The 18,777-nt window shown below is 39.4% G+C and carries 20 protein-coding genes; 15 read left to right on the top strand and 5 right to left on the bottom strand.

All coding sequences use genetic code 11. The features are described 5' to 3' along the window. Nucleotides 1-204 precede the first annotated feature (204 nt). Nucleotides 205-351, bottom strand: a complete 147-nt coding sequence (locus MLE14_RS04430; protein ID WP_243297118.1) for a hypothetical protein — start codon at nucleotides 349-351, stop codon at nucleotides 205-207. Nucleotides 352-1,110: 759 nt separating this feature from the next. On the opposite strand from MLE14_RS04430, the gene MLE14_RS04425 reads away from it, so the two are divergent. The 3 genes from MLE14_RS04425 (at nucleotide 1,111) to MLE14_RS04415 (ending at nucleotide 3,707) form a co-directional block, all read left to right on the top strand. Continuing rightward, nucleotides 1,111-2,283 (top strand): ParM/StbA family protein, encoded by a 1,173-nt coding sequence (locus MLE14_RS04425; RefSeq protein ID WP_243297117.1) that lies wholly within the window; start codon nucleotides 1,111-1,113, stop codon nucleotides 2,281-2,283. A 12-nt stretch (nucleotides 2,284-2,295) separates the two neighbouring features. After that, nucleotides 2,296-2,901 carry a hypothetical protein gene (locus tag MLE14_RS04420; protein WP_243297116.1) on the top strand — a complete coding sequence of 202 codons (606 nt, stop codon included), beginning with the start codon at nucleotides 2,296-2,298 and terminating at the stop codon, nucleotides 2,899-2,901. A 92-nt stretch (nucleotides 2,902-2,993) separates the two neighbouring features. Continuing rightward, complete coding sequence (locus tag MLE14_RS04415; protein ID WP_243297115.1) at nucleotides 2,994-3,707, top strand: GNAT family N-acetyltransferase; 714 nt, start codon at nucleotides 2,994-2,996, stop codon at nucleotides 3,705-3,707. Between the two features lie 143 nt (nucleotides 3,708-3,850). Here the strand turns inward: MLE14_RS04415 and MLE14_RS04410 are convergent, their stop codons facing one another. Beyond that, nucleotides 3,851-4,762 (bottom strand): SDR family oxidoreductase, encoded by a 912-nt coding sequence (locus MLE14_RS04410; RefSeq protein WP_243297114.1) that lies wholly within the window; start codon nucleotides 4,760-4,762, stop codon nucleotides 3,851-3,853. 99 nt (nucleotides 4,763-4,861) lie between these two features. On the opposite strand from MLE14_RS04410, the gene MLE14_RS04405 reads away from it, so the two are divergent. Next, a complete protein-coding gene (locus MLE14_RS04405; protein ID WP_243297113.1) occupies nucleotides 4,862-5,824 on the top strand; it encodes a helix-turn-helix transcriptional regulator in 963 nt (320 codons plus the stop codon). A 26-nt stretch (nucleotides 5,825-5,850) separates the two neighbouring features. Here MLE14_RS04405 and MLE14_RS22570 read toward each other — a convergent pair whose 3' ends face one another. From MLE14_RS22570 to pdxR, 3 genes are all read right to left on the bottom strand, one after another. Beyond that, nucleotides 5,851-6,066: a hypothetical protein gene (locus MLE14_RS22570; protein WP_313897729.1), complete on the bottom strand. Its 216-nt coding sequence runs from the start codon at nucleotides 6,064-6,066 to the stop codon at nucleotides 5,851-5,853. Between the two features lie 15 nt (nucleotides 6,067-6,081). Continuing rightward, nucleotides 6,082-7,317 (bottom strand): MFS transporter, encoded by a 1,236-nt coding sequence (locus tag MLE14_RS04400; RefSeq protein WP_313897728.1) that lies wholly within the window; start codon nucleotides 7,315-7,317, stop codon nucleotides 6,082-6,084. A 204-nt stretch (nucleotides 7,318-7,521) separates the two neighbouring features. Continuing rightward, nucleotides 7,522-8,970 (bottom strand): MocR-like pyridoxine biosynthesis transcription factor PdxR, encoded by a 1,449-nt coding sequence (gene pdxR, locus MLE14_RS04395; protein ID WP_243297112.1) that lies wholly within the window; start codon nucleotides 8,968-8,970, stop codon nucleotides 7,522-7,524. Nucleotides 8,971-9,094: 124 nt separating this feature from the next. Here pdxR and MLE14_RS04390 point away from each other — a divergent pair, with 124 nt between their 5' ends. From MLE14_RS04390 to MLE14_RS04340, 11 genes are all read left to right on the top strand, one after another. Next, nucleotides 9,095-9,724, top strand: coding sequence for a LysE/ArgO family amino acid transporter (locus MLE14_RS04390; RefSeq protein WP_243297111.1), 630 nt, complete (start codon nucleotides 9,095-9,097; stop codon nucleotides 9,722-9,724). Nucleotides 9,725-10,139: 415 nt separating this feature from the next. Then, nucleotides 10,140-11,057 carry an SDR family oxidoreductase gene (locus MLE14_RS04385; protein ID WP_243297110.1) on the top strand — a complete coding sequence of 306 codons (918 nt, stop codon included), beginning with the start codon at nucleotides 10,140-10,142 and terminating at the stop codon, nucleotides 11,055-11,057. A gap of 97 nt (nucleotides 11,058-11,154) precedes the next feature. After that, nucleotides 11,155-11,901 (top strand): GntR family transcriptional regulator, encoded by a 747-nt coding sequence (locus MLE14_RS04380; RefSeq protein WP_243297109.1) that lies wholly within the window; start codon nucleotides 11,155-11,157, stop codon nucleotides 11,899-11,901. 181 nt (nucleotides 11,902-12,082) lie between these two features. Next, the gene (phnG, locus tag MLE14_RS04375; protein ID WP_243297108.1) at nucleotides 12,083-12,505 is read left to right on the top strand and encodes a phosphonate C-P lyase system protein PhnG; all 423 of its coding nucleotides are present in this window, start codon (nucleotides 12,083-12,085) and stop codon (nucleotides 12,503-12,505) included. 23 nt (nucleotides 12,506-12,528) lie between these two features. Beyond that, nucleotides 12,529-13,125: a phosphonate C-P lyase system protein PhnH gene (gene phnH, locus MLE14_RS04370; RefSeq protein ID WP_243297107.1), complete on the top strand. Its 597-nt coding sequence runs from the start codon at nucleotides 12,529-12,531 to the stop codon at nucleotides 13,123-13,125. Then, on the top strand, nucleotides 13,125-14,240 hold the full coding sequence (locus MLE14_RS04365) for a carbon-phosphorus lyase complex subunit PhnI (protein ID WP_243297106.1): 1,116 nt from the start codon (nucleotides 13,125-13,127) through the stop codon (nucleotides 14,238-14,240). Before phnH ends, MLE14_RS04365 begins: the two co-directional genes overlap by 1 nt. Further along, on the top strand, nucleotides 14,230-15,096 hold the full coding sequence (locus MLE14_RS04360) for an alpha-D-ribose 1-methylphosphonate 5-phosphate C-P-lyase PhnJ (RefSeq protein WP_243297105.1): 867 nt from the start codon (nucleotides 14,230-14,232) through the stop codon (nucleotides 15,094-15,096). The genes MLE14_RS04365 and MLE14_RS04360 overlap by 11 nt, the downstream gene beginning before the upstream one ends. Continuing rightward, a complete protein-coding gene (locus MLE14_RS04355; RefSeq protein WP_243297104.1) occupies nucleotides 15,089-15,928 on the top strand; it encodes an ATP-binding cassette domain-containing protein in 840 nt (279 codons plus the stop codon). The genes MLE14_RS04360 and MLE14_RS04355 overlap by 8 nt, the downstream gene beginning before the upstream one ends. Before the next feature lie 14 nt (nucleotides 15,929-15,942). After that, nucleotides 15,943-17,145, top strand: coding sequence for a phosphonate metabolism protein PhnM (gene phnM / locus MLE14_RS04350; RefSeq protein WP_243297103.1), 1,203 nt, complete (start codon nucleotides 15,943-15,945; stop codon nucleotides 17,143-17,145). Beyond that, nucleotides 17,142-17,858 (top strand): phosphonate C-P lyase system protein PhnL, encoded by a 717-nt coding sequence (locus MLE14_RS04345; RefSeq protein ID WP_243297102.1) that lies wholly within the window; start codon nucleotides 17,142-17,144, stop codon nucleotides 17,856-17,858. The genes phnM and MLE14_RS04345 overlap by 4 nt, the downstream gene beginning before the upstream one ends. Then, the gene (locus MLE14_RS04340; protein ID WP_243297101.1) at nucleotides 17,855-18,661 is read left to right on the top strand and encodes a PHP domain-containing protein; all 807 of its coding nucleotides are present in this window, start codon (nucleotides 17,855-17,857) and stop codon (nucleotides 18,659-18,661) included. The genes MLE14_RS04345 and MLE14_RS04340 overlap by 4 nt, the downstream gene beginning before the upstream one ends. Nucleotides 18,662-18,777: the final 116 nt, after the last annotated feature.

Genomic DNA, 18,777 nt, shown 5'->3' with positions numbered 1-18,777 from the left:
AAAGGGATATTGGAGAATATCAGCTAGTGAAACGCTTCAGAAAGCAATTAAAAACAAAACGCTCAAAAAATGGGGGTTAAAAGATTTAAACCACTTATATGAGCGTCGATACTTAAGCTATTGAACCGCCGTATACCGAACGGTACGTACGGTGGTGTGAGAGGTCGGCGCGGTGACGCGCCTCCTACTCGATTTCTATTAAAATTATTCTTCTGTTTCAGTTTCTGTTTCCTCTTGTTCAGTCGTATCTTCTGTATTTTGATCCTCTTCTTCTCCAGTTGCGCATCCGAATAATACACCAGTGGAAAGGATGGCAGCAAGCATAGCTGATGTTGATTTCTTAAATTTCAACATAATCACCTCTCTTACCTTTATGGATTCGCTACCCATTGTAAATTGGAATTATTAATTTGATATGAAGTAAATGTAAATTATAGGATTTAACCCCAATATTGATACTTTTTTCCTATTAATAAAACTGTATGCGTTCTCATCTTTAAAAACGGGGCTATGATGGGAATTAAGGTATATATGTCCAGTGTACTAATTCGATTTCGTGGTGATGTTCGGTAAATAACGGACCGAATGACGGCACGTTTCCTTAAGACTGAGGTTTTAATCGCAATAACGGAACCTAGTCCGCTTATATCAGCCATAGTGCAGCAATCAACTTTCTATGTGACACCAGTTTCTTTTTTATCTAGGATAGCCTGGCATATAGTAGAGATATATACCTTTGGATTACCCTTTATTAATAAGATAAAAACTCTATTGTTGAATTTTTTTGAAAATGTTATACCCAATCCTTTTCATAAGATCAATGTATACAAATTCGTTTGCAAGTTTACTATACGTAGACTTTTGTGTGCATTTTTGTTTGCATGTACACAAAGTTGTATGCATTGGGCTGTATCAAGAAGTGTACGGTTTTGTCATCGTTGTTTACGAAAAAGTGTACAAAAACACTAGAGTTTACAAGGTGTTTACAGGTTTACGTTTTTGTTTCTTTTCATCTGGAATTATTGCCGAATCTATTAATCTTTTATACCTTTAATCATACAAACTAGTATTACTTTTTAAAAAATGTATAAAGGGAGAGGGATGGTATTCATGACGAAATCAAGAATAGCAGCAGTAGATGTCGGTAATGATTCGATTAAGGCGATTTTTGGCGATTTGGAGTATGAGTTAAATATTCCAAATATCGTTGCAAGAGATACTGAGGATCGGCCTGTAATTGGAATTGGGGAATTAGATAATAAGGATCCTTTAGAAGGAATACATATTAAGGTCCACTCCCCTGCGTTAAAAGAAAATAATGTAATCTACCGGGTGGGGCATTTAGCGACAAAAAGTGACAATGCTACAGAATTAGACCCGGGCTCAAGCAAATCAGAGGAAGATCAAACGTTGATTATGCTGTTTGCAACCTTGGCTTTAGATGCGGTCAAAGAAGAGAATGAAAAAATATTTCCACGGACAAAAAATGTCATAGATGCCAACTATACCTTAGGAACGGGACTTCCTCTTCGTGAAGTAAAAGAAGGAAAAGACGCCGGATACCGCTCTAAATTAGTGGGTTCAGTTCACCAGGTAGAATTTTTAGTCACACCGCGATATCAGGGGATAAAGGTGAATATTAAGTTTAATGAAGTAAAGGTATACCCGGAAGGTTTTGCTGCTTACATTAATCTTGTCATGGATAATGACTTAAAAATAATCAACAAGGACTTAATTCATAAACGAATCCTCATCCAGGATATCGGAGGATTATCAACTGATATTGCTGTAATTAAAGACCAAAATGTCGATGACGATAAGGCCCAGGGATTTAATCTGGGTGTCGCCGAATCATTAGAAGCGATTAGAGAAGAAATTAGATCAAAGCACGGGGTTGAACTGGACTCAAGACGTGATGTGGTAGAGATCATCACCAGAAAAAATGATCGCAATCATATCATGGTAAAGGGAAGCAGGACAAGTGTTCACGATATTATAGACCGAATTTTGCTGGAGCTCGCCAAAAAACAATACCGCTTACTGCGTAATGTATGGCAGAAAAATTCGCAAACGGAAATTTGCTATTTCGTTGGCGGGGGTGCCATTGTACTTAAGGAATATCTAAAAACGCTAAACAATAATTTAGATGGATATAATATCGAGTTTTTTGAGGACGAAAAGGAAAGTATCTGGATGATGGCTAATGCCTATTATAAACTAATAAAAGATTTTGTAAGGAAAAGCGAAAAGCAAAAAGCTGTGAAAGAACCCGTTAAAAACTAATAGGGTGATTTTATGAAAAAATCTTCTAATGAGATAAAACGGGGTCAAACGATTTCGTTCCGCATTCCTTCAGATACACCAGATCATCTGTTGAAGCATTTACAAAAATTAAAGGAAACAGAAAGAAGAAATTTCTCAAGCAGGATTGCCGAATTTGTCTTAGAAGGGGTTGGAAAATCTTATGGTAAGGAGCGGGAAGCGATTACGGTTCCCCTTCCTCAGAGGTTAAGCAAATCTCAGCGGGACTGGCTGAAACACGAGCATTCTGAGGCATTGCTTGGAAGTATTGTCTATCATCTCCTTTCTGACCCGGTTCGTGCTACTTCTTTACTCGCTTCACTTAACAGTAACTCATTGGATATTAATGAGGCCCTGTATCTGCAGGAAGATCAATCTGCGGGAGATCCGTATGATGAAAATCGACATCGTGACGATATTTTATATCGAATCAAAGAGAGTGCAGCATCTGAAAATCAAGATGAATGGGATGATGATCTGCAAAGCTTCGATTGGGAAAGAGCAAAGCAAAACCAGCAGCAGGATGAAAAAGAGGATTCAAATGAAGAAAGTAATCTTGAAGAGCTTTTAGGAGATTTCCTTTCTAAAATGAATAAGTAGAAATAAGGGGATGTTGAAATTCAATATCCCCTTATCTCTTCATCATGATATATTTTAAGTAAACCGCCATTCCTTGAAGGAGAGGAAAAGCCTTGAATCTATATAATATGATTAAAAATAAAAAGGAATATTGGCTCGTCGATCAAATGAAGCGCAAAGATATTCCTGCTTCCCAATATAAACAACAATTCACAAGAGTACTAAATGAATGGTATAGAGATGGAGGCGGTTTTTTATCGGTGCTGATGGATGAATCTTATGAAAATTGGCTGATTGATCAGGGATTTCATAAAATTTCCAGTATAGTCGAATACACACGGAAATTAGATGATTTACCTGAATTAGACCCACATATAAAGGGGCAATCTCTTTCAGATGGGGGAATGAATGAGCATGACTATAGCCAATTGTATGAACTTTGCAGAAAAGGTTCTGCTAATAAGAATAAACAGCAGCCAATCGATCAGGTGATGGATTCTATAAAAGATGAATTGGGTCCAACATGGAGAAACCATTGTTATTACTTTACCGAAGATGATGCGTTAATAGGAATTGCAATTCCCCATATAGAAATGGGAACAAAAGATGAAGGAAGATTGTTTTATTTTGGCGTTGTTCCTCACTTAAGAGGAAAAGGGATGGGAACTATCATTCATAGGAACGCTTTAGCATTACTTAAGCAGTTTAGCGCCAAATATTATGTCGGTAGTACAGATATACATAACCAAAACATGATTCGCATCTTCGAACGGAATGGGTGCCAATTGCGGGACCGGAAAGGGATTTACCGGATTGAAGAGAAATAGAGGGAAACATAGGTTTACCCTCACAACTATTTTCAATATCATATTTCCTAGGAAATTTTGAATGATTTTGTCGAAATCTTTAATTAACCTCCAGTATTTGATATTTGTAATTGAAAGTCAGCATACCTACTATTTTTAGAATATTAACGATAACCACTAGTATCGGCTGGCTTCCCTGCTTCCTGAACTTCAACCAAATATCTAAAGCAATCTGGCTGAGAACCATCTATATCAAAAAAATTATATACTTTTGCAAGCTGTCCGCTAGAAAGAGACTGACCGTTCCAACGGGCAACTTTGGGATCGCTGGCAAGTGCAGCTACAGCACGCCCAATAAAACGAGGTGTTTCAGAAATAGCAAAATGAGGTTCCTTTTCAATCGCTTCACGCCAATTTTCCTCTTTAACGCCAAAGTGCTCTAACATAATTTCAGAACGCATCCATCCCGGAGTCAGGGCTACAGCTGAACATTGATATGGTGTAAGTTCGTGTGCTAAAGACTGAGCCATTCGAATAACAGATGTCTTTGCAAGATCATAGAAAAGCGAAAGACGATAGTGATTCTGATTATATTCAGCCGTCCCATCTGTTACCTCAATAACTAGTCCATTCCTGTTTCGAATTAAAAGAGGAAGCGCATAGTGGCTAGTAATAATATGGGTATCAATAGCAAGCCGCAGCAAACGAAACCCCTTTATCAGAGAATGTTCCCAAACAGGTTTGTTCCACTCAGCTAAATATTCTCCTCCCCATATATCGTTAACAAGGATATCCAATCTGCCCTGTTCTTGCTCAATTTTTTCGATTAAAGCTTGTACTTGATCGTGTTCCAGATGATCCACCTGAACGGCAATCCCCCTTCCTCCTGCTAAAGTTACCAGTTCTGCCGTTTCTTCAATTGTTTCAGGGCGATCGTATTCAGATTTTTGAGTTCTTGTGGATCTTCCAGTAACATAAACCGTTGCACCCGCTGCTCCTAATTCAATGGCAATACCACGACCGGCTCCCCTTGTTCCGCCTGCTACCAACGCTATTTTTCCTTGTAGGGTTTTCATTCCCATTCACTCCCTATTAGTAAGATAAAGCTAGTATAATTATGAATGATGACATCCTCTGTCATATAAAGAAAATTTTTAAAAAATGGGTGAATGAATATGCGTGCTGATCGACTAGTTAGTATTTTGCTTTTGCTGCAAAACAAAGGAAAACTAACCACAAGAGAGCTGGCGAAGGAATTAGAAGTGACAGAACGCACCATCCATCGGGATATGGAAGCATTAACTACAGCTGGCATTCCAGTTGTAGCAGATCGCGGAAAAACGGGTGGATGGCGGTTAATGGAGCAATATCGGACAAATTTAACCGGCTTAAAGGTAAATGAACTAAAGTCATTATTTCTCACACCTTCAGCTCAACTTCTAAATGATCTGGGATTAACAAAGGAGTGGGAAGAGGCACGCCAAAAATTGCTGGCATCCGTTCCGAGTATTTTTCAAAAGGAAGCGGGCAATGTATGGGAACGTATTTATGTTGACACGAGCACATGGAGACAGTCCCCTGTAAAAGTAGAATCTTTTCAAATCTTGCAGCAATCGTTATGGGATGAAAAGAAATTACAAATCAGATATGAACGGGCAGATGGAGAGACGGTAGATCGTATCGTAGAGCCGCTAGGATTAGTAGCAAAAGGCAGCACCTGGTATTTAATTGCATCAGCAAACGGGGAAATCAGGAACTATAGAGCCTCACGAATCATTGCCGCGAGTGTTACTGCCGAAACGTTTTCCCGTCCGGAAGGATTTAATCTGGCTGAGTACTGGCAAGACTCAACGGATCAGTTTATTAAAGCTTTGCCAAAATATGAAGTGGATGTTGAAATGTCTGCCTCGATAGTACCCCGAATAAAATTCACTGGCAGGTTTGTTCAGATTTTACATACTCAATCTCCTACAAAGAACGGTTGGATTCCTGCAAATTTATGCTTTGAAACGGAACAAGAAGCATGTGAGTTTATATTAGGGTTTGGTGATCAAATCAGGATTCTGTCGCCTAAAACTTTACGAAAGACTGTATATCAAATGGCTAAAGCTACAGTAGAAATGTACAAACAAGACTAAAAAAGAGGAGCCAATCCATTAATCGATTAGCTCCTCTTTACTAACGCCTTTTTATTTTTTAACGTCAACTGTTGTTTGGATGCTCCTTCAGAAGAAAATTTAATAAAGGCTGTATACAAAACCACAACTAAAACTAAAATCAAAAATAAAACAAAAAATGCATTACTATAAACAGTTGCATGATCAAAGACCTGCAATGGATTAAAATGGACGGAAGAGGTAAGATCTAATACTTTCCCCATTAATGTAGTGGCCGCTTAGCCAGCGATAAAATTCATCATTGTAAAGAATCCCATCCCTATTCCTACCTGTTCATCACTTAGCGTTCGTGAAACAGTATTCTGCATCACAACCTGCATAAAGGTTTGCCCAATATTCGCCAGTATTAAAAAAATCCAAATCCAGGCAGGTGACATCCCAGCTAATAACGATAAGCCACTAAAGGCAATCAGTAGAGGAATCGAAGCTGCCTTGAACAAAAATACATTTCCATTCTGATCCGCTAGCTTCCCGCCCTTTCGTCCTAGTAAAGCTGCTGCAATAGCTCCTGGAAAGAGAATAAAACCGATAAAAGACGTCGGTACCTTGTTTACATTGGCAAGTAATTGCGGTGTGATAAAATAGACGGCTGTACCAAAACTAATCGCCAGCAGTGCTATGGCAACACTAAAGGTATAGTGTTTATTTTTAAATAGTGATAATTGAATAAATGGCTCTTTAGCAGTCTGAATTCGCCAGGAAAACAAAAGCAGAAAAAGGACACCAAGACTTAGCGCTAAAAACGAGTTATTGGTAAGGGCTAAAAGGATAAAAACAACTGTACATGCTAGCAGGAGACCGCCAATGAAATCAAAAGATGTACCTTTTTTAGGTTGATCATGTAGATGCTTCCGAAAAAACGGAAGGGTCAGTAAAGCAAAAAAGGAGAAGCAAAACAGGATTCGCCAGCCAAATAGACCACTAATAAAACTTGAAACGATTGGGCTTAAAGCGGCTCCAAGAGCTAAACCACTTGCAATAGTCCCAAGCGCTCGGCCCCTATTTTCAAGTGTAAAATATTTGATTGGGATAATCATCGCGGTTGCCGGAATGACTGCTGCACCTGCAGCTTGTAACATCCGTCCGATTACAATCATCCAATATTGAGTAGCCAGGATTCCAATGAGTGAACCGAAAGACATGAAAATCAATCCGAATGTCAGTAAATCTTTCAAGCGATATTGATCCGCTAATTTTCCATAAGTGACAGACCCAATCGCATACATGATTCCATATCCAGTCGTAATCCAGCTAACCTGAGAAGCTGACAGATTAAATTCTTGGCTGATTGCTGGCAGAACGACATTAAAAATCGTTGCATTCATGACTGAAATAATAAGGGTAAAAAATAAAATTCGCAGTAAGGTCTCTGGTTCTTGCGCCTGTCCTCTGTCTCCATATTCACTTGCTTTAACATCTGCAGCAGGCCATAATTGTTTCTTAACAATTTTCATATCTATTACCCACCTCCTATTTTTCTATTTCAATCATATTCGTCTAAACAAATTTGTTCTTCGTGTAAAAGAAGGACTTTTTTCTACAACTTTTGAATGAGATTCACGAGTATTAAAATGGGGAAATTCTTATTATGATTTACGAATGTCAGAAAGAAAAAAGATACCTCCAAAAATCGGTATCCTCTCATTTTCAGTCCTCGATTAATTTAGATTCCTAATAAGTTCTGACAATAGCATGAGTCCATATTCAAGATCAGCTAATGAGGCATAGGAATAAGACAAGCGAAGATGGTGCTGGTCTGTTTGATCATAAATACTCCCTGGGTTAATTAAAATATTTTCCCGCAGGCACCTCTCAAATAATACACGCATCGAAACCGCCGTTTCTAAACGAAGCCAAATATAAAATCCGCCATTGGGTATATTCCATGTTGCAAAATCACCAAAGTGTTTTTCCAGAAACTGGATGGTAAAATCTCTTCGATAACGGAGCTGGGCTCTTATTTCATTTAGAAATTCCTCATACATTCCGCTTTTAATCCATTGTTCGACCGCATATTGTGATAAGGAGCTTGACCCATAGTCAGTTTGCATTTTAATATCCGCTAAGCGGTTAATCACAGGCTCCGGTCCAACAATCCATCCGATTCTTAAACCAGGACTAAGCGATTTAGACACACTTCCAATATATAAAACAGTCCCTTGGGTATCTCTGGATTTTAATGGTTTTGGCGGAGGGCTATCAAACCATAAATCTCCATAAACATCATCTTCAATAATGGGGAGGGCTTCCTTTTTACAAATCTCTAATAGCTGTTTTCTTCGGTCTTCCGACATGACCATACCAGTTGGGTTGTGGTAAGAAGGGATGGTATAGAGTAAAGCGCCATTATGCTGCCGTTTGAGTCTCTCGATAGAATGGGTCATCATTCCTTCTCCATCAAGCGGAATTCCCAATAATCTCATGCCTGCAGATTGAAAGACATGAACTGAATTTAAATAGGATGGTGTTTCGTGAAAAATAACCGAACCTGTTTTGAGTAATCCAACCGAAATTAATTGCAAAGCTTGAATGGCTCCGGAAACTATTAGTATAGATTCTGGCAATGCGACGATTCCCTTTGTTTTTAGATGTTCACTTACTGTTTTTCTTAATGATAAGCTGCCCTTTGGTTCTGAATAACCTAGTGAAAGAGTCTCACTTATTTTTAACCGTAAAACTTTTTCCATCATCTTATTTGGCAGCAATTCCTGGGAAAGCTCACCGGTACTAAGACGAATGATAGCAGGATCTGCTTCCGCTCTATTAATTTCTTGGACTAAAGACATATTAGGTGCATGAATGCCAGACTGAACGTAACTGTTCCAGTCAGGGGGAGGAGGTGATATAAGCAGACTCCATGTGTTATTAACAACTACCGTACCCCGTCCGACTCTAGCTTCTATTAATCCATCAGCTGACAATTCGTCAAGCGAAGCTACAATAGTGCTCCGATTTACATGAAATTGTTTAGCCAAGGCCCTTTGTGAAGGTAATTTAGTACCTATAGACCAATCCCCGTTTAGAATTTTATTCTTCATATATTGATAGATTTGCAGATGAAGAGGTATAGAAGAGCCTCTTTGCGGTGTCCAGTTAATATCAACCATCTTGCAAGCTCCCATCTTTTTATGATTCATTATACAAAATGGTTGGTTTTATGACCATCCAAATGGTTGGAGACAGAACCGACCTCCTTCGTTATTCTAAAAATATGGGGGAGGGATACAGGTAGTGGAAGCTATACTTCATGGATTCATATTAGCTTTAGGTCTTATCTTGCCTTTAGGAGTACAAAATGTATTTATTTTTAATCAGGGAGCGACTCAAACAAGGTTCTCACATGCCTTGCCTGCGATTATAACTGCAAGTATATGCGATACCATTTTAATTACTTTAGCTGTAACTGGAGTATCTGTAATTGTTTTAAGTTTCAAGATTTTACAGAATTTGTTATGGGTTGCAGGTTTCTTCTTTTTAGCTTATATGGGGTGGGTAATGTGGAGAACATCACCGGAACTAAAGGGGGAACAACAGGATAACCGATTTTCGGGAATGCGGCAAATTACATTTGCCGCGTCTGTTTCTCTCCTTAATCCTCATGCCATTATGGATACGATCGGAGTCATTGGTACAAGTTCACTTGCTTATGCTGGAGCTCAAAAATGGGTGTTTACAATGGCATGTATAGTGGTGTCATGGATTTGGTTCTTTTCGTTAGCAATTGCCGGAAGAAAAGTCGGCAAACTCGCTTCAGGGGGAATGCTGCTAAAACGTTTAAATCAGATTTCAGCGATTATTATTTGGGGAATGGCTGTTTATATGGCCTATCAATTGATTTCTGTATACTTTCAACAAGTATAAAATTTTAGCAAGAAGTATAATTAATTCAAAACGGTGTCCATCCTTAGAGGAAAGACACCGTTTTTTTTAAGAGAATACTAGATAAGAGGATAGTACGGTTCATACCTTGGATAAACATAATAAGGCGGCCTTGGGCCGATTTTAGGTAATTTAAAAGGATAAGGACTAGCATTATAGAAGATTTCATCCTTTTCCACAGACTCATTCACAAGTAAAAACCTTACTTCTGGATTGTAGTAATATCGCAAAACCCGGTAACCTCCTGCGAGTATTTCTTATTATTTCACCATATTCAATCTTCGGCAAATATGAGCCCGTACAGTTGTTTTTATCTCCTGTTCCATACTTGCCCATGCACTTTATGGCCCATTAAACATAAAGTAATCTGACTATAGCACACCTAAGGAGGGTTTCTATGTCCCAAGAAAATCGAAATCAGGAATATCCTATGCATCCTAATTACGGAAAAATAACCCAGTATGAAGAAATAGCTGCTACCGTGCCAGAACAGCGGCAGTTCCGGCAGCCGGGTGTGGAAACCTTAATGGTCCCTAAACCTATCATTGAAAATCCTCATTATAAAGGGAGTGCCAAGTTAGCAGGAAAGGTAGCGCTCATTACTGGAGGGGACAGCGGGATTGGAGCAGCGGTAGCGATTGCTTTTGCAAAAGAAGGAGCCGATGTGGCGGTCTCCTATTTAGATGAGCATGAAGATGCGAATCGTACGAAGCAAAGAATTGAAGAATTGGGACAGAAATGTTTATTGTTGCCGGGAGATTTGCGGGATAAACAACAATGTTTCTATATAGTAGAAAGCACAATTAAAACCTTTGGAAGGCTAGATATTTTATGTAATCATGTGGGAATTCAATTTCAGCAATTAAGCTTACTCGATATTACAGATGAACAGTTTGATGATACGTTTAAGGTAAATGTTTATTCTCACTTTTATACGACACGGGCAGCCCTTCCCTATTTAAAAGCGGGTAGTTCTATTATTAATACGGCATCAGTTGTTGCCTATTATGGAAATGATCAATTAATCGATTACTCGGCAACAAAGGCAGCCAACGTAGGATTTACCCGCGCATTAGCTAATAATCTTGTGAAAGAGGGAATTCGGGTAAATGCGGTAGCCCCAGGAAGGATCTGGACCCCGCTCATTCCGTCTAGTTTTTCCGCAGACCAAGTTCCTTTAGCAGGGAATCCGATGGATCGTCAAGGCCAGCCTTTTGAGCTTGCGCCAGCCTATGTTTTTCTTGCATCTGATGATTCTCGATTTGTAACAGGTCAGACTATTCATGTAAATGGCGGGCAAATTATGTCATCCTGACGCATAAAACATCTTTAAATTTATTACGAAATTCATTTCCAATGTATAATAGAACATAGAGGTTCAATGAGATTTAAAAAGCTAAACTCCTTGCCAGTTGAGAGATGAAAAAGAACGGAATGGAGGGATTCTCATTTCACAGGAAAAGGTAATCGTTGATGATATAATGAACAGCATTATTACAAAAATGATCAAACCGGGAACTAAGCTCCCTTCCGAAAATGAACTGGCTGAAAAATACCGGGTCCCCAGAATGACAGTGAGAAAAGCGTTAATGATCTTGGAAGAACGCGGGTTTATCTATGCCAAACAAGGGAAGGGCCGCTATCTAAAAGAAGAATCGATGAAAATTCAATTGAATTTATCGGGAAAAACGAGCTTTACAAGTAAGATGAAGCAGCTCGGCTATCCCTTAAAAACCCTTAATTTTTACTGTGAAAAAATTAGTTACGACCCGATTGTTTATGAAAATTTAAAGGCTGAGCCAAACACAGCTGTTTATAAAATATCGCGGATGCGCTATCTAAATAATGAGCCAATCGCCATCCATAATTCATATGTCAGCGAGGCAAGATTTCCTTCGATTAAGGATGATGGCCCCTTTATTGAATCAATGTTTGCCTATTATCAAAAGCTCGGTTACACAGATTTTTCGAGCAGCCAAACATTATTGAGTATAACGTTTCCAACTACAGCGGAACAGGAATTATTAGCTTGTAAAAGCATGGTTCCCTTAATGGTGGTGGAAAGCAATTGTATAGATGATCAAACCAAGACAGTCCTTGAACATACAAAAATTTTATACCGTGGCGATAAATTTAAATACGAAATAACGATAGATTAATGGAAAGGTAAGAGTACCCGTTTCTTTAGGGTACTCTTACTTTTTTTAATATATAAGGCTTTCTAAAAGAATCTTGAAAAAAGAATGAAACGGTTCCTTTACGATTTCTTTAAAAACTCTTAAAACACAACAACTTGGCAACAAGTTACGATTGCTTTGTAAAGGAGGCTGGAACCGACATATGAATAGACGCAGAAGAACGGAAATTCTTATAGAGGAAGAATCAAATTTAGCTAAACATTTAGCGGAGTCCATAGCCCAAAAATATGAGTGTTGCGAAATAACCGAGCCTCATTATGGATTAACAATGATAAAAATGCGGGAATCTGCAAAGAATTCTCTATTTTACATCGGGGAAGTTCTTGTGACAGAGGCAAAGGTAGAAATAAACAATGAAATTGGAATCGGAATCGTAATTGGCATGAAGGATGAACTAGCCAAACATTTGGCGATTATTGATGCTGCTTACAAAGCAAAGCTTCCGGAAACAGCAGAATGGGAATCCCGTCTAATAGACGCGGAGCAGCGGATATGGATGAAAAAGGTAAAAAGACAAGCTGAACTACTTGAAACAAAGGTTGATTTCGACACGATGGATGTATAGAACAGTCAGAATGGAGGAATAACATGGCAATTGATCAAGTCCACGATTTGCAAAAGGTCTTTCGCATGATTTTACATAGTATGTCACGGCCGGGTACGATTTCTTCCATTGAAACCATTATGGAAAAGGCAGATTACAGGATTCCTTGTAATCAGGCTATATGGCTTACGATTATGACATTGCTTGATGCAGAAGTCACTTTTCACCTGCTGTCAGAACATCATCAAGGATTAATTAGAAAAATTTCCGAACATACACAAGCTCGATATGCGCCAATAAATGAAGCGGACTATGTCATTGTATTAAAGGACACAGACGAATCGGCCGTTTTGGAAGCTATGGAGTGTTGTAAAAACGGCAATCTTATTAACCCTGATCAATCATCAACCTGGATAATCGAGAGCTCCCAGCTAACGAATGATGGTCAACTGATGTTAACCGGACCAGGCATTAAGACGATGTGCAAGCTTCAAACATGTTTTACGAAGTCAATGTGGCAAGCAAGAGAAAAAAGAACGAAGGAGTTCCCGCTGGGAATTGATTTAATCTTTGCAGATGATGATTCACAAATCGTATGTGTGCCTAGAACCACAAAGACAGAAATGCTGGAGGTGAAATAATGGGTTACGTTGCAGTAAAGGGCGGTACGAAAGCCATTAATGCTTCAGTTAAACGATTAAAATATGAGCGGCTAAAAGGAAGGCAAATGATCGAAATCCATGCGATTCAGTCTGCGATGAGAGCACTTATTGATCAAGTGATGTCTGAGAGCAGTTTGTATTCACCTCACTTAGCAGCACTTGCGATTAAGCAGGCCGAAGGAAGTATGGAGGAAGCCGTGTTCTTGTTGCGGGCTCACCGTTCAACTTTGCCAAGGCTGTATTATAGCCAAACCGTTGAAACTGAGAGGATGTTCGTAGAGCGCCGGATTTCTGCAAGTTTTAAAGATATCCCCGGCGGCCAGATTTTAGGCGCAACCTATGACTACACTCACAGATTGCTCGATTTCGATTTAGCAGATGAAAGAATAGCAGATATCGAAGAATGGCTGCAAAATTACAAAAAAGAATTAGAAGATGTTCATAGATCAGAAGAAGTGACCTTCTTCCCTAAAGTGGTTACATATCTGCGTGAGGAAGGACTGATAAAAGAATACGAACCTGACGCAACGGAACCTTTTGATATTACGAAACAAAGCCTGCAATTTCCTGCACCCAGAAGTGCCCGCTTACAAGCCCTGACCCGGGGACAAACCGGTGCTGTTACATCACTGGGATATGCCTCTTTACGGGGATATGGACAAGTCCATCCAACCGTTGGAGAAGTTCGTGTCGGATATGTGCCGATATATGTAGCACATCCCTATGAAGCCGATCATCGTGAAGAAGATGAATATTACATCGGGGATATTCAGGTAACAGAGGTTGAATCCTTTGTTCCGGTTCATGTTAAGAATGAACAAAACGAAGATGAGCTCGAATTTGAAATTGGCTACGGCATATGCTTCGGACAAAATGAGACAAAGGCAATTGCTATGAGTATCTTAGATCAATGTTTAGAGCATAGTGAATCGAGTTTCCCGACACATGATGAAGAATTTGTGTTATTGCATATTGATTCAGTGGAATCAACAGGTTTTATTTCGCACTTAAAACTGCCTCATTATGTAACCTTCCAATCTAAGTTGGACAGTGTTCGTCGAGTCAAGAAGGGAGTCCAGCAAGATGAAGACTAAGTATCATTTTGCCTTTTTTGATGAAGGCTCTAAAAAGGAAATCCGCCGTGCCATCCTAAAAGCGGTTGCGATTCCTGGCTACCAGGTTCCGTTTGCATCAAGAGAAATGCCGATTGCACGCGGCTGGGGCACGGGAGGTTTGCAAATTACCCTTTCTATTATCGGCAGAGAAGATGTATTGAAAGTGATTGATCAGGGCTCTGATGAATCTGTCAACGCGGTCAGCATTAAGAAATTAGTGAATGCCACAACTGGAGTAGAGGTAACGGAACGTACTGAAGAGGCAACGATTATTCAGTCCAGACATCGGGTTCCAGAAGTACCGCTTACGGAAAATCAAATTCTCGTTTTGCAGGTTCCAACACCAGAACCGCTTCGTGGAATAGAAGCAAGGGAATATGTAACGAAAATTCTCCATTCAGAAGAGGAGTATAGCGGTGCGTGGCTGCTCTTATTTGAACAAATTATGAAATATGGCAGAACAGCTACCGGAGCGGATCACCCGGTATATGTAAACGGACGTTATGTGATGGCACCCAGTCCGATTCCCCGGTTTGATAATCCGAAATTGCATCAGTCGGATGCATTAATTTTATTCGGGGCAGGGAGAGAGAAGAAAATCTACGCGATCCCGCCATATACAGATGTGAGGTCCCTTGCATTTGAAGATTATCCGTTTACAGTAGAATCGTTTGAAGGCAAGCAATGTCATTTGTGCGGTGCCACCGGCGTTTTTATGGATGAACTGATTGATTCAGAAACAAATAAAACGATTTATCAGTGTAATGATACAAGCTACTGTTTGGAGCGGTTAAATGGGAAAGTGAAAGGTGAGGAGGAAAGCATCTATGCATGAGGAACCCCTTTTGCGCGTCCGAAATTTACAGAAACAATATGGTCCGGGCTGCAGCTTTTGTGAGCAGCAAGGAACAGAAATATTAGAAAAAAACTATTGCCCGCATTGCGGGACAGTTTATGCCTGCCGGGAGGTATCATTCGATTTATTTCCGGGGGAAATATTAGGGATCGTCGGAGAAAGCGGCAGCGGCAAATCTACCATGATGCAATGTTTATATTTCGATACAGAAGTAACATCGGGTGAGGCTTATCTCAATGACCCTGAATTTAAAGATCAAAATGTATTTGAACTGTCTTCGCAGCAGAAACGCTATATTCGAAATTATAAATATGGGATGGTCTATCAAAATCCCATTCGCGGATTGAAGATGAATTTCTCCTCAGTCGGAAATATTGCAGAGAAATTAATTGCAGCCGGAAATCGCCATGTTTCTGAAATGGAGGAAATAAGCAGGTCTCTCTTAGAGACCGTACACATCCCTCTTTTTCGGATGAAGGAAGAGCCCCGAAATTTTTCGGGAGGAATGCAGCAGCGTGTTCAAATTGCCAAAGCATTATCCAATAACCCGCCGATTTTGTTCTTAGATGAAGTAACAACCGGTTTGGATTTATCCGTCCAAGCAGATGTATTGGATTTAATTAAAAAAATTCAACGGGAATTGGGCATCAGCATGATTATCGTATCGCATGACTTAGCAGTGATTCGAATGCTTGCAGACCGAACGATCGTAATGTTGAACGGTTCCATTATTGAGGAAGGTTTGACTGATCAAATTTTAGAGGACCCGCAGCATGCTTACACACAGCAGCTCGTCTATTCATTGCTATAAGGGGAGTGGACAAATTGCTAGTTATCTATAACGGACTGATTATAACGGAAGAGGAAATCCTAAAGGACCATGCTGTCGTGGTCGATGGTGAATATATTCAATCGATTATACCTGCCCGGGATGTTCACAAGTATCCCCATGCAGAATTAATAAATGCAAACGGAGGGTATATATCGCCAGGCTTTATCGATATTCATTCTGACTTTATCGAGACAATCGTATCACCTAGACCAACTAGTTTAATGGATGTGGAAATCAGTTTACGAGAAGCTGAAAAAATCCTCATTACAAATGGAATTACAACTATGTATCACTCTCTTTCTTTTTACCGGGAAGATGTATTTACTCACAAACCAATGCGCTATCCAAAAAATGTGCAAAAGTTAGTAGATGCAATAGCAGCCACTCAAAACGGGTCACATCTTATTCGCCACAAATTACACGCACGGTTTGAAATAGACAATATTGATGAGGTAGGAAGACTTATAAACAATATTGAATCAGGAAAAGTTCATTTGCTTTCTTTTATGGACCACACTCCTGGACAGGGGCAATATCGGAATTTAGAAGTATATCGTGAAACATTATTGGGCTATCGAGATCTTTCGGATAACGAGATCAATGCGATTATTGAAGAACGCCAAAATAGTCAGTTAATGACAATTGAAAAGATGCAAGAGGTTGCTCATCTAGCGATTTCAAAAGGGATTGCCGTAGCTTCGCATGATGATGATGATGTAAAAAAATTAGAATTAGTGCAGTCATTTGGGGCAAGCATAAGCGAATTCCCCATTACCTTAGAAGTTGCCAAGAAAGCAAAAGAGATGGGATTGTATACGATTGTAGGAGCACCGAATGTACTGCTTGGAGGGTCTCATTCTGGAAATTTATCTGCGATCGAAGCAATCAGACATAACTGTGCAGACATTCTATGCAGTGATTACTATCCATCGGCATTATTGCATGCCATCTTCACCTTACATGAGAAGTATGGAAATGATTTACACAAAATGTTTATGATGACGACCCTTAACCCTGCCAAAGCGGTAAAAATCGATGAAGAATTAGGTTCAATCTCACCAGGAAAGAAGGCAGATCTTCTGATTATAGAAAAAATGGAAAGCGGGTATCCGATGCTGACAGCAACGATTGTGAATGGCGCGATCACAACAACAACCCAATATCGGACAAACCCGTTCGAGGTGAAAGTCATATGAGTACGATTTTAGACGTAAAAGGGTTCGGCAAGGAATTTACTATTTATCATTTAAATAAATCGATTAAGCCAATTGAAAACATTGATTTTACAGTAGAAAAAGGAGAATTTATTGGAATTGTAGGTAAAAGCGGCAGCGGGAAATCAACGATTTTAAAGAGCATTTACCGTACTTATTTGCCAGATCAAGGCAGTATTTTTTATCAGTCTGAGCGCTATGGAACGATTAATATCGCAGAAGCCACAGATAGACAAATGCTGTATTTGCGTAAATATGAAATTGGCTATGTATCTCAATTTCTGAATGTGATGCCAAGAATGACCTCTAGACAGCTTGTGGAAAAATCTTTACTTGAAATTGGTGAATCAAAAGAAAAAGCTAAACAAGAGGCGGAGCAGATCCTATCTCATTTTGAACTCGATTATCAGCTATGGGACACTTATCCGCTTACTTTTTCGGGAGGGGAAAAATTGCGTCTTAATATAGCAATGGCTACTGTGAAAAAGCCAAGGCTGTTATTACTTGATGAACCTACAGCCAGTTTAGATCACCAATCTAAAATAAAGGTAAGACAAATTATTGAAAAATTAAAGGATAGCGGCACTACATTAGTCGGTATTTTTCATGATCTTGAATTTATGGAAGGACTATGCGACAAAGTGCTGGATATGAGAACGAAACAGATCGTTGAGAAAATAGGAGGTCTAAAGTGAAAGCAGATTTACATGTCCATAGCTGCTATTCTGATGGGTCTGACACGGTTGAAGAGGTTCTAAAAGCAGCAAAAAACAATGGTGTAACACATATTAGCTTTGTTGATCACGATACGACTAAAGGTTTAGCGGAGGTTCTTGAGCTTGGAAAACAATACGGCATTAAAGTGATTCCAGGAATCGAAATTTCAGCCTATGACTTTAAAAGAAATAGAAAGGTTCATATTCTAGGCTATAACTATAATCCGGATGCCGTACATATTCAATCAATTTGTCAGATTGTGGCCGAAAGGCGTCAGGCACATTCTTTATGGCAAATCACTCAAATTAAGGCAGCAGGGTATTGGCTAAATGAAGATGAGATTATAAAATCTGCTAATCCAAGTGGAACCATTTACAAGCAGCATATTATGAAACACCTGACGAACGAAGCCTATTCATCTTCTGCCTATAAACAGCTCTATAAGAAGTTATTCAAAGACGACGGTGTAGCCTCTGGGGACATTGAATACATCGATGTTTTTGATGCGGTTCGTGCTATTGTACTCGATGGCGGACTTGCTGTAGTTGCGCATCCAGGTCAATTAGACTCTTATGATGTAATTCCTGAGCTAGTGGAAATTGGATTGGGCGGGATTGAGCGGAATCATATCGATCATTCAGATGAAGATTATCAAAAGGTTGAAGCATTAGCAAATAAATATCAGCTCGTGATGACAGGCGGTACAGATTATCACGGACATTATGGAGTACCTATCCAAGTTGGAGATATTGTAAGTCCTCTAAATATTTTGTGTAGTTAACGTGAAAATTGTCGATTTATTTTAAAGAGTATGTAAATTCAATCCATTTTTTCAAGAAATATGCTTTAATGAAACTGCCGTAAGTAACTTTGTAAAGGACGTGTTCAGCTAGAATC

The organism is Bacillus litorisediminis (genome assembly GCF_022808645.1).
Classification (GTDB): Bacteria; Bacillota; Bacilli; order Bacillales; family JC228; genus Bacillus_BF; species Bacillus_BF litorisediminis.
The sequence above is the reverse complement of the archived record's forward strand: the minus strand, read 5'-3'. Positions and strand labels throughout refer to the sequence as shown.

Coding starts and splice junctions, on each gene's coding strand:
- MLE14_RS04425 (WP_243297117.1), top strand. CDS start 1,111: ATGACGAAATCAAGAATAGCAGCAGTAGATGTCGGTAATGATTCGATT.
- MLE14_RS04420 (WP_243297116.1), top strand. CDS start 2,296: ATGAAAAAATCTTCTAATGAGATAAAACGGGGTCAAACGATTTCGTTC.
- MLE14_RS04410 (WP_243297114.1), bottom strand. CDS start 4,762: ATGAAAACCCTACAAGGAAAAATAGCGTTGGTAGCAGGCGGAACAAGG.
- MLE14_RS04405 (WP_243297113.1), top strand. CDS start 4,862: ATGCGTGCTGATCGACTAGTTAGTATTTTGCTTTTGCTGCAAAACAAA.
- MLE14_RS22570 (WP_313897729.1), bottom strand. CDS start 6,066: ATGGGGAAAGTATTAGATCTTACCTCTTCCGTCCATTTTAATCCATTG.
- MLE14_RS04400 (WP_313897728.1), bottom strand. CDS start 7,317: ATGAAAATTGTTAAGAAACAATTATGGCCTGCTGCAGATGTTAAAGCA.
- pdxR (WP_243297112.1), bottom strand. CDS start 8,970: ATGGTTGATATTAACTGGACACCGCAAAGAGGCTCTTCTATACCTCTT.
- MLE14_RS04385 (WP_243297110.1), top strand. CDS start 10,140: ATGTCCCAAGAAAATCGAAATCAGGAATATCCTATGCATCCTAATTAC.
- phnG (WP_243297108.1), top strand. CDS start 12,083: ATGAATAGACGCAGAAGAACGGAAATTCTTATAGAGGAAGAATCAAAT.
- phnH (WP_243297107.1), top strand. CDS start 12,529: ATGGCAATTGATCAAGTCCACGATTTGCAAAAGGTCTTTCGCATGATT.
- MLE14_RS04365 (WP_243297106.1), top strand. CDS start 13,125: ATGGGTTACGTTGCAGTAAAGGGCGGTACGAAAGCCATTAATGCTTCA.
- MLE14_RS04360 (WP_243297105.1), top strand. CDS start 14,230: ATGAAGACTAAGTATCATTTTGCCTTTTTTGATGAAGGCTCTAAAAAG.
- MLE14_RS04355 (WP_243297104.1), top strand. CDS start 15,089: ATGCATGAGGAACCCCTTTTGCGCGTCCGAAATTTACAGAAACAATAT.
- MLE14_RS04345 (WP_243297102.1), top strand. CDS start 17,142: ATGAGTACGATTTTAGACGTAAAAGGGTTCGGCAAGGAATTTACTATT.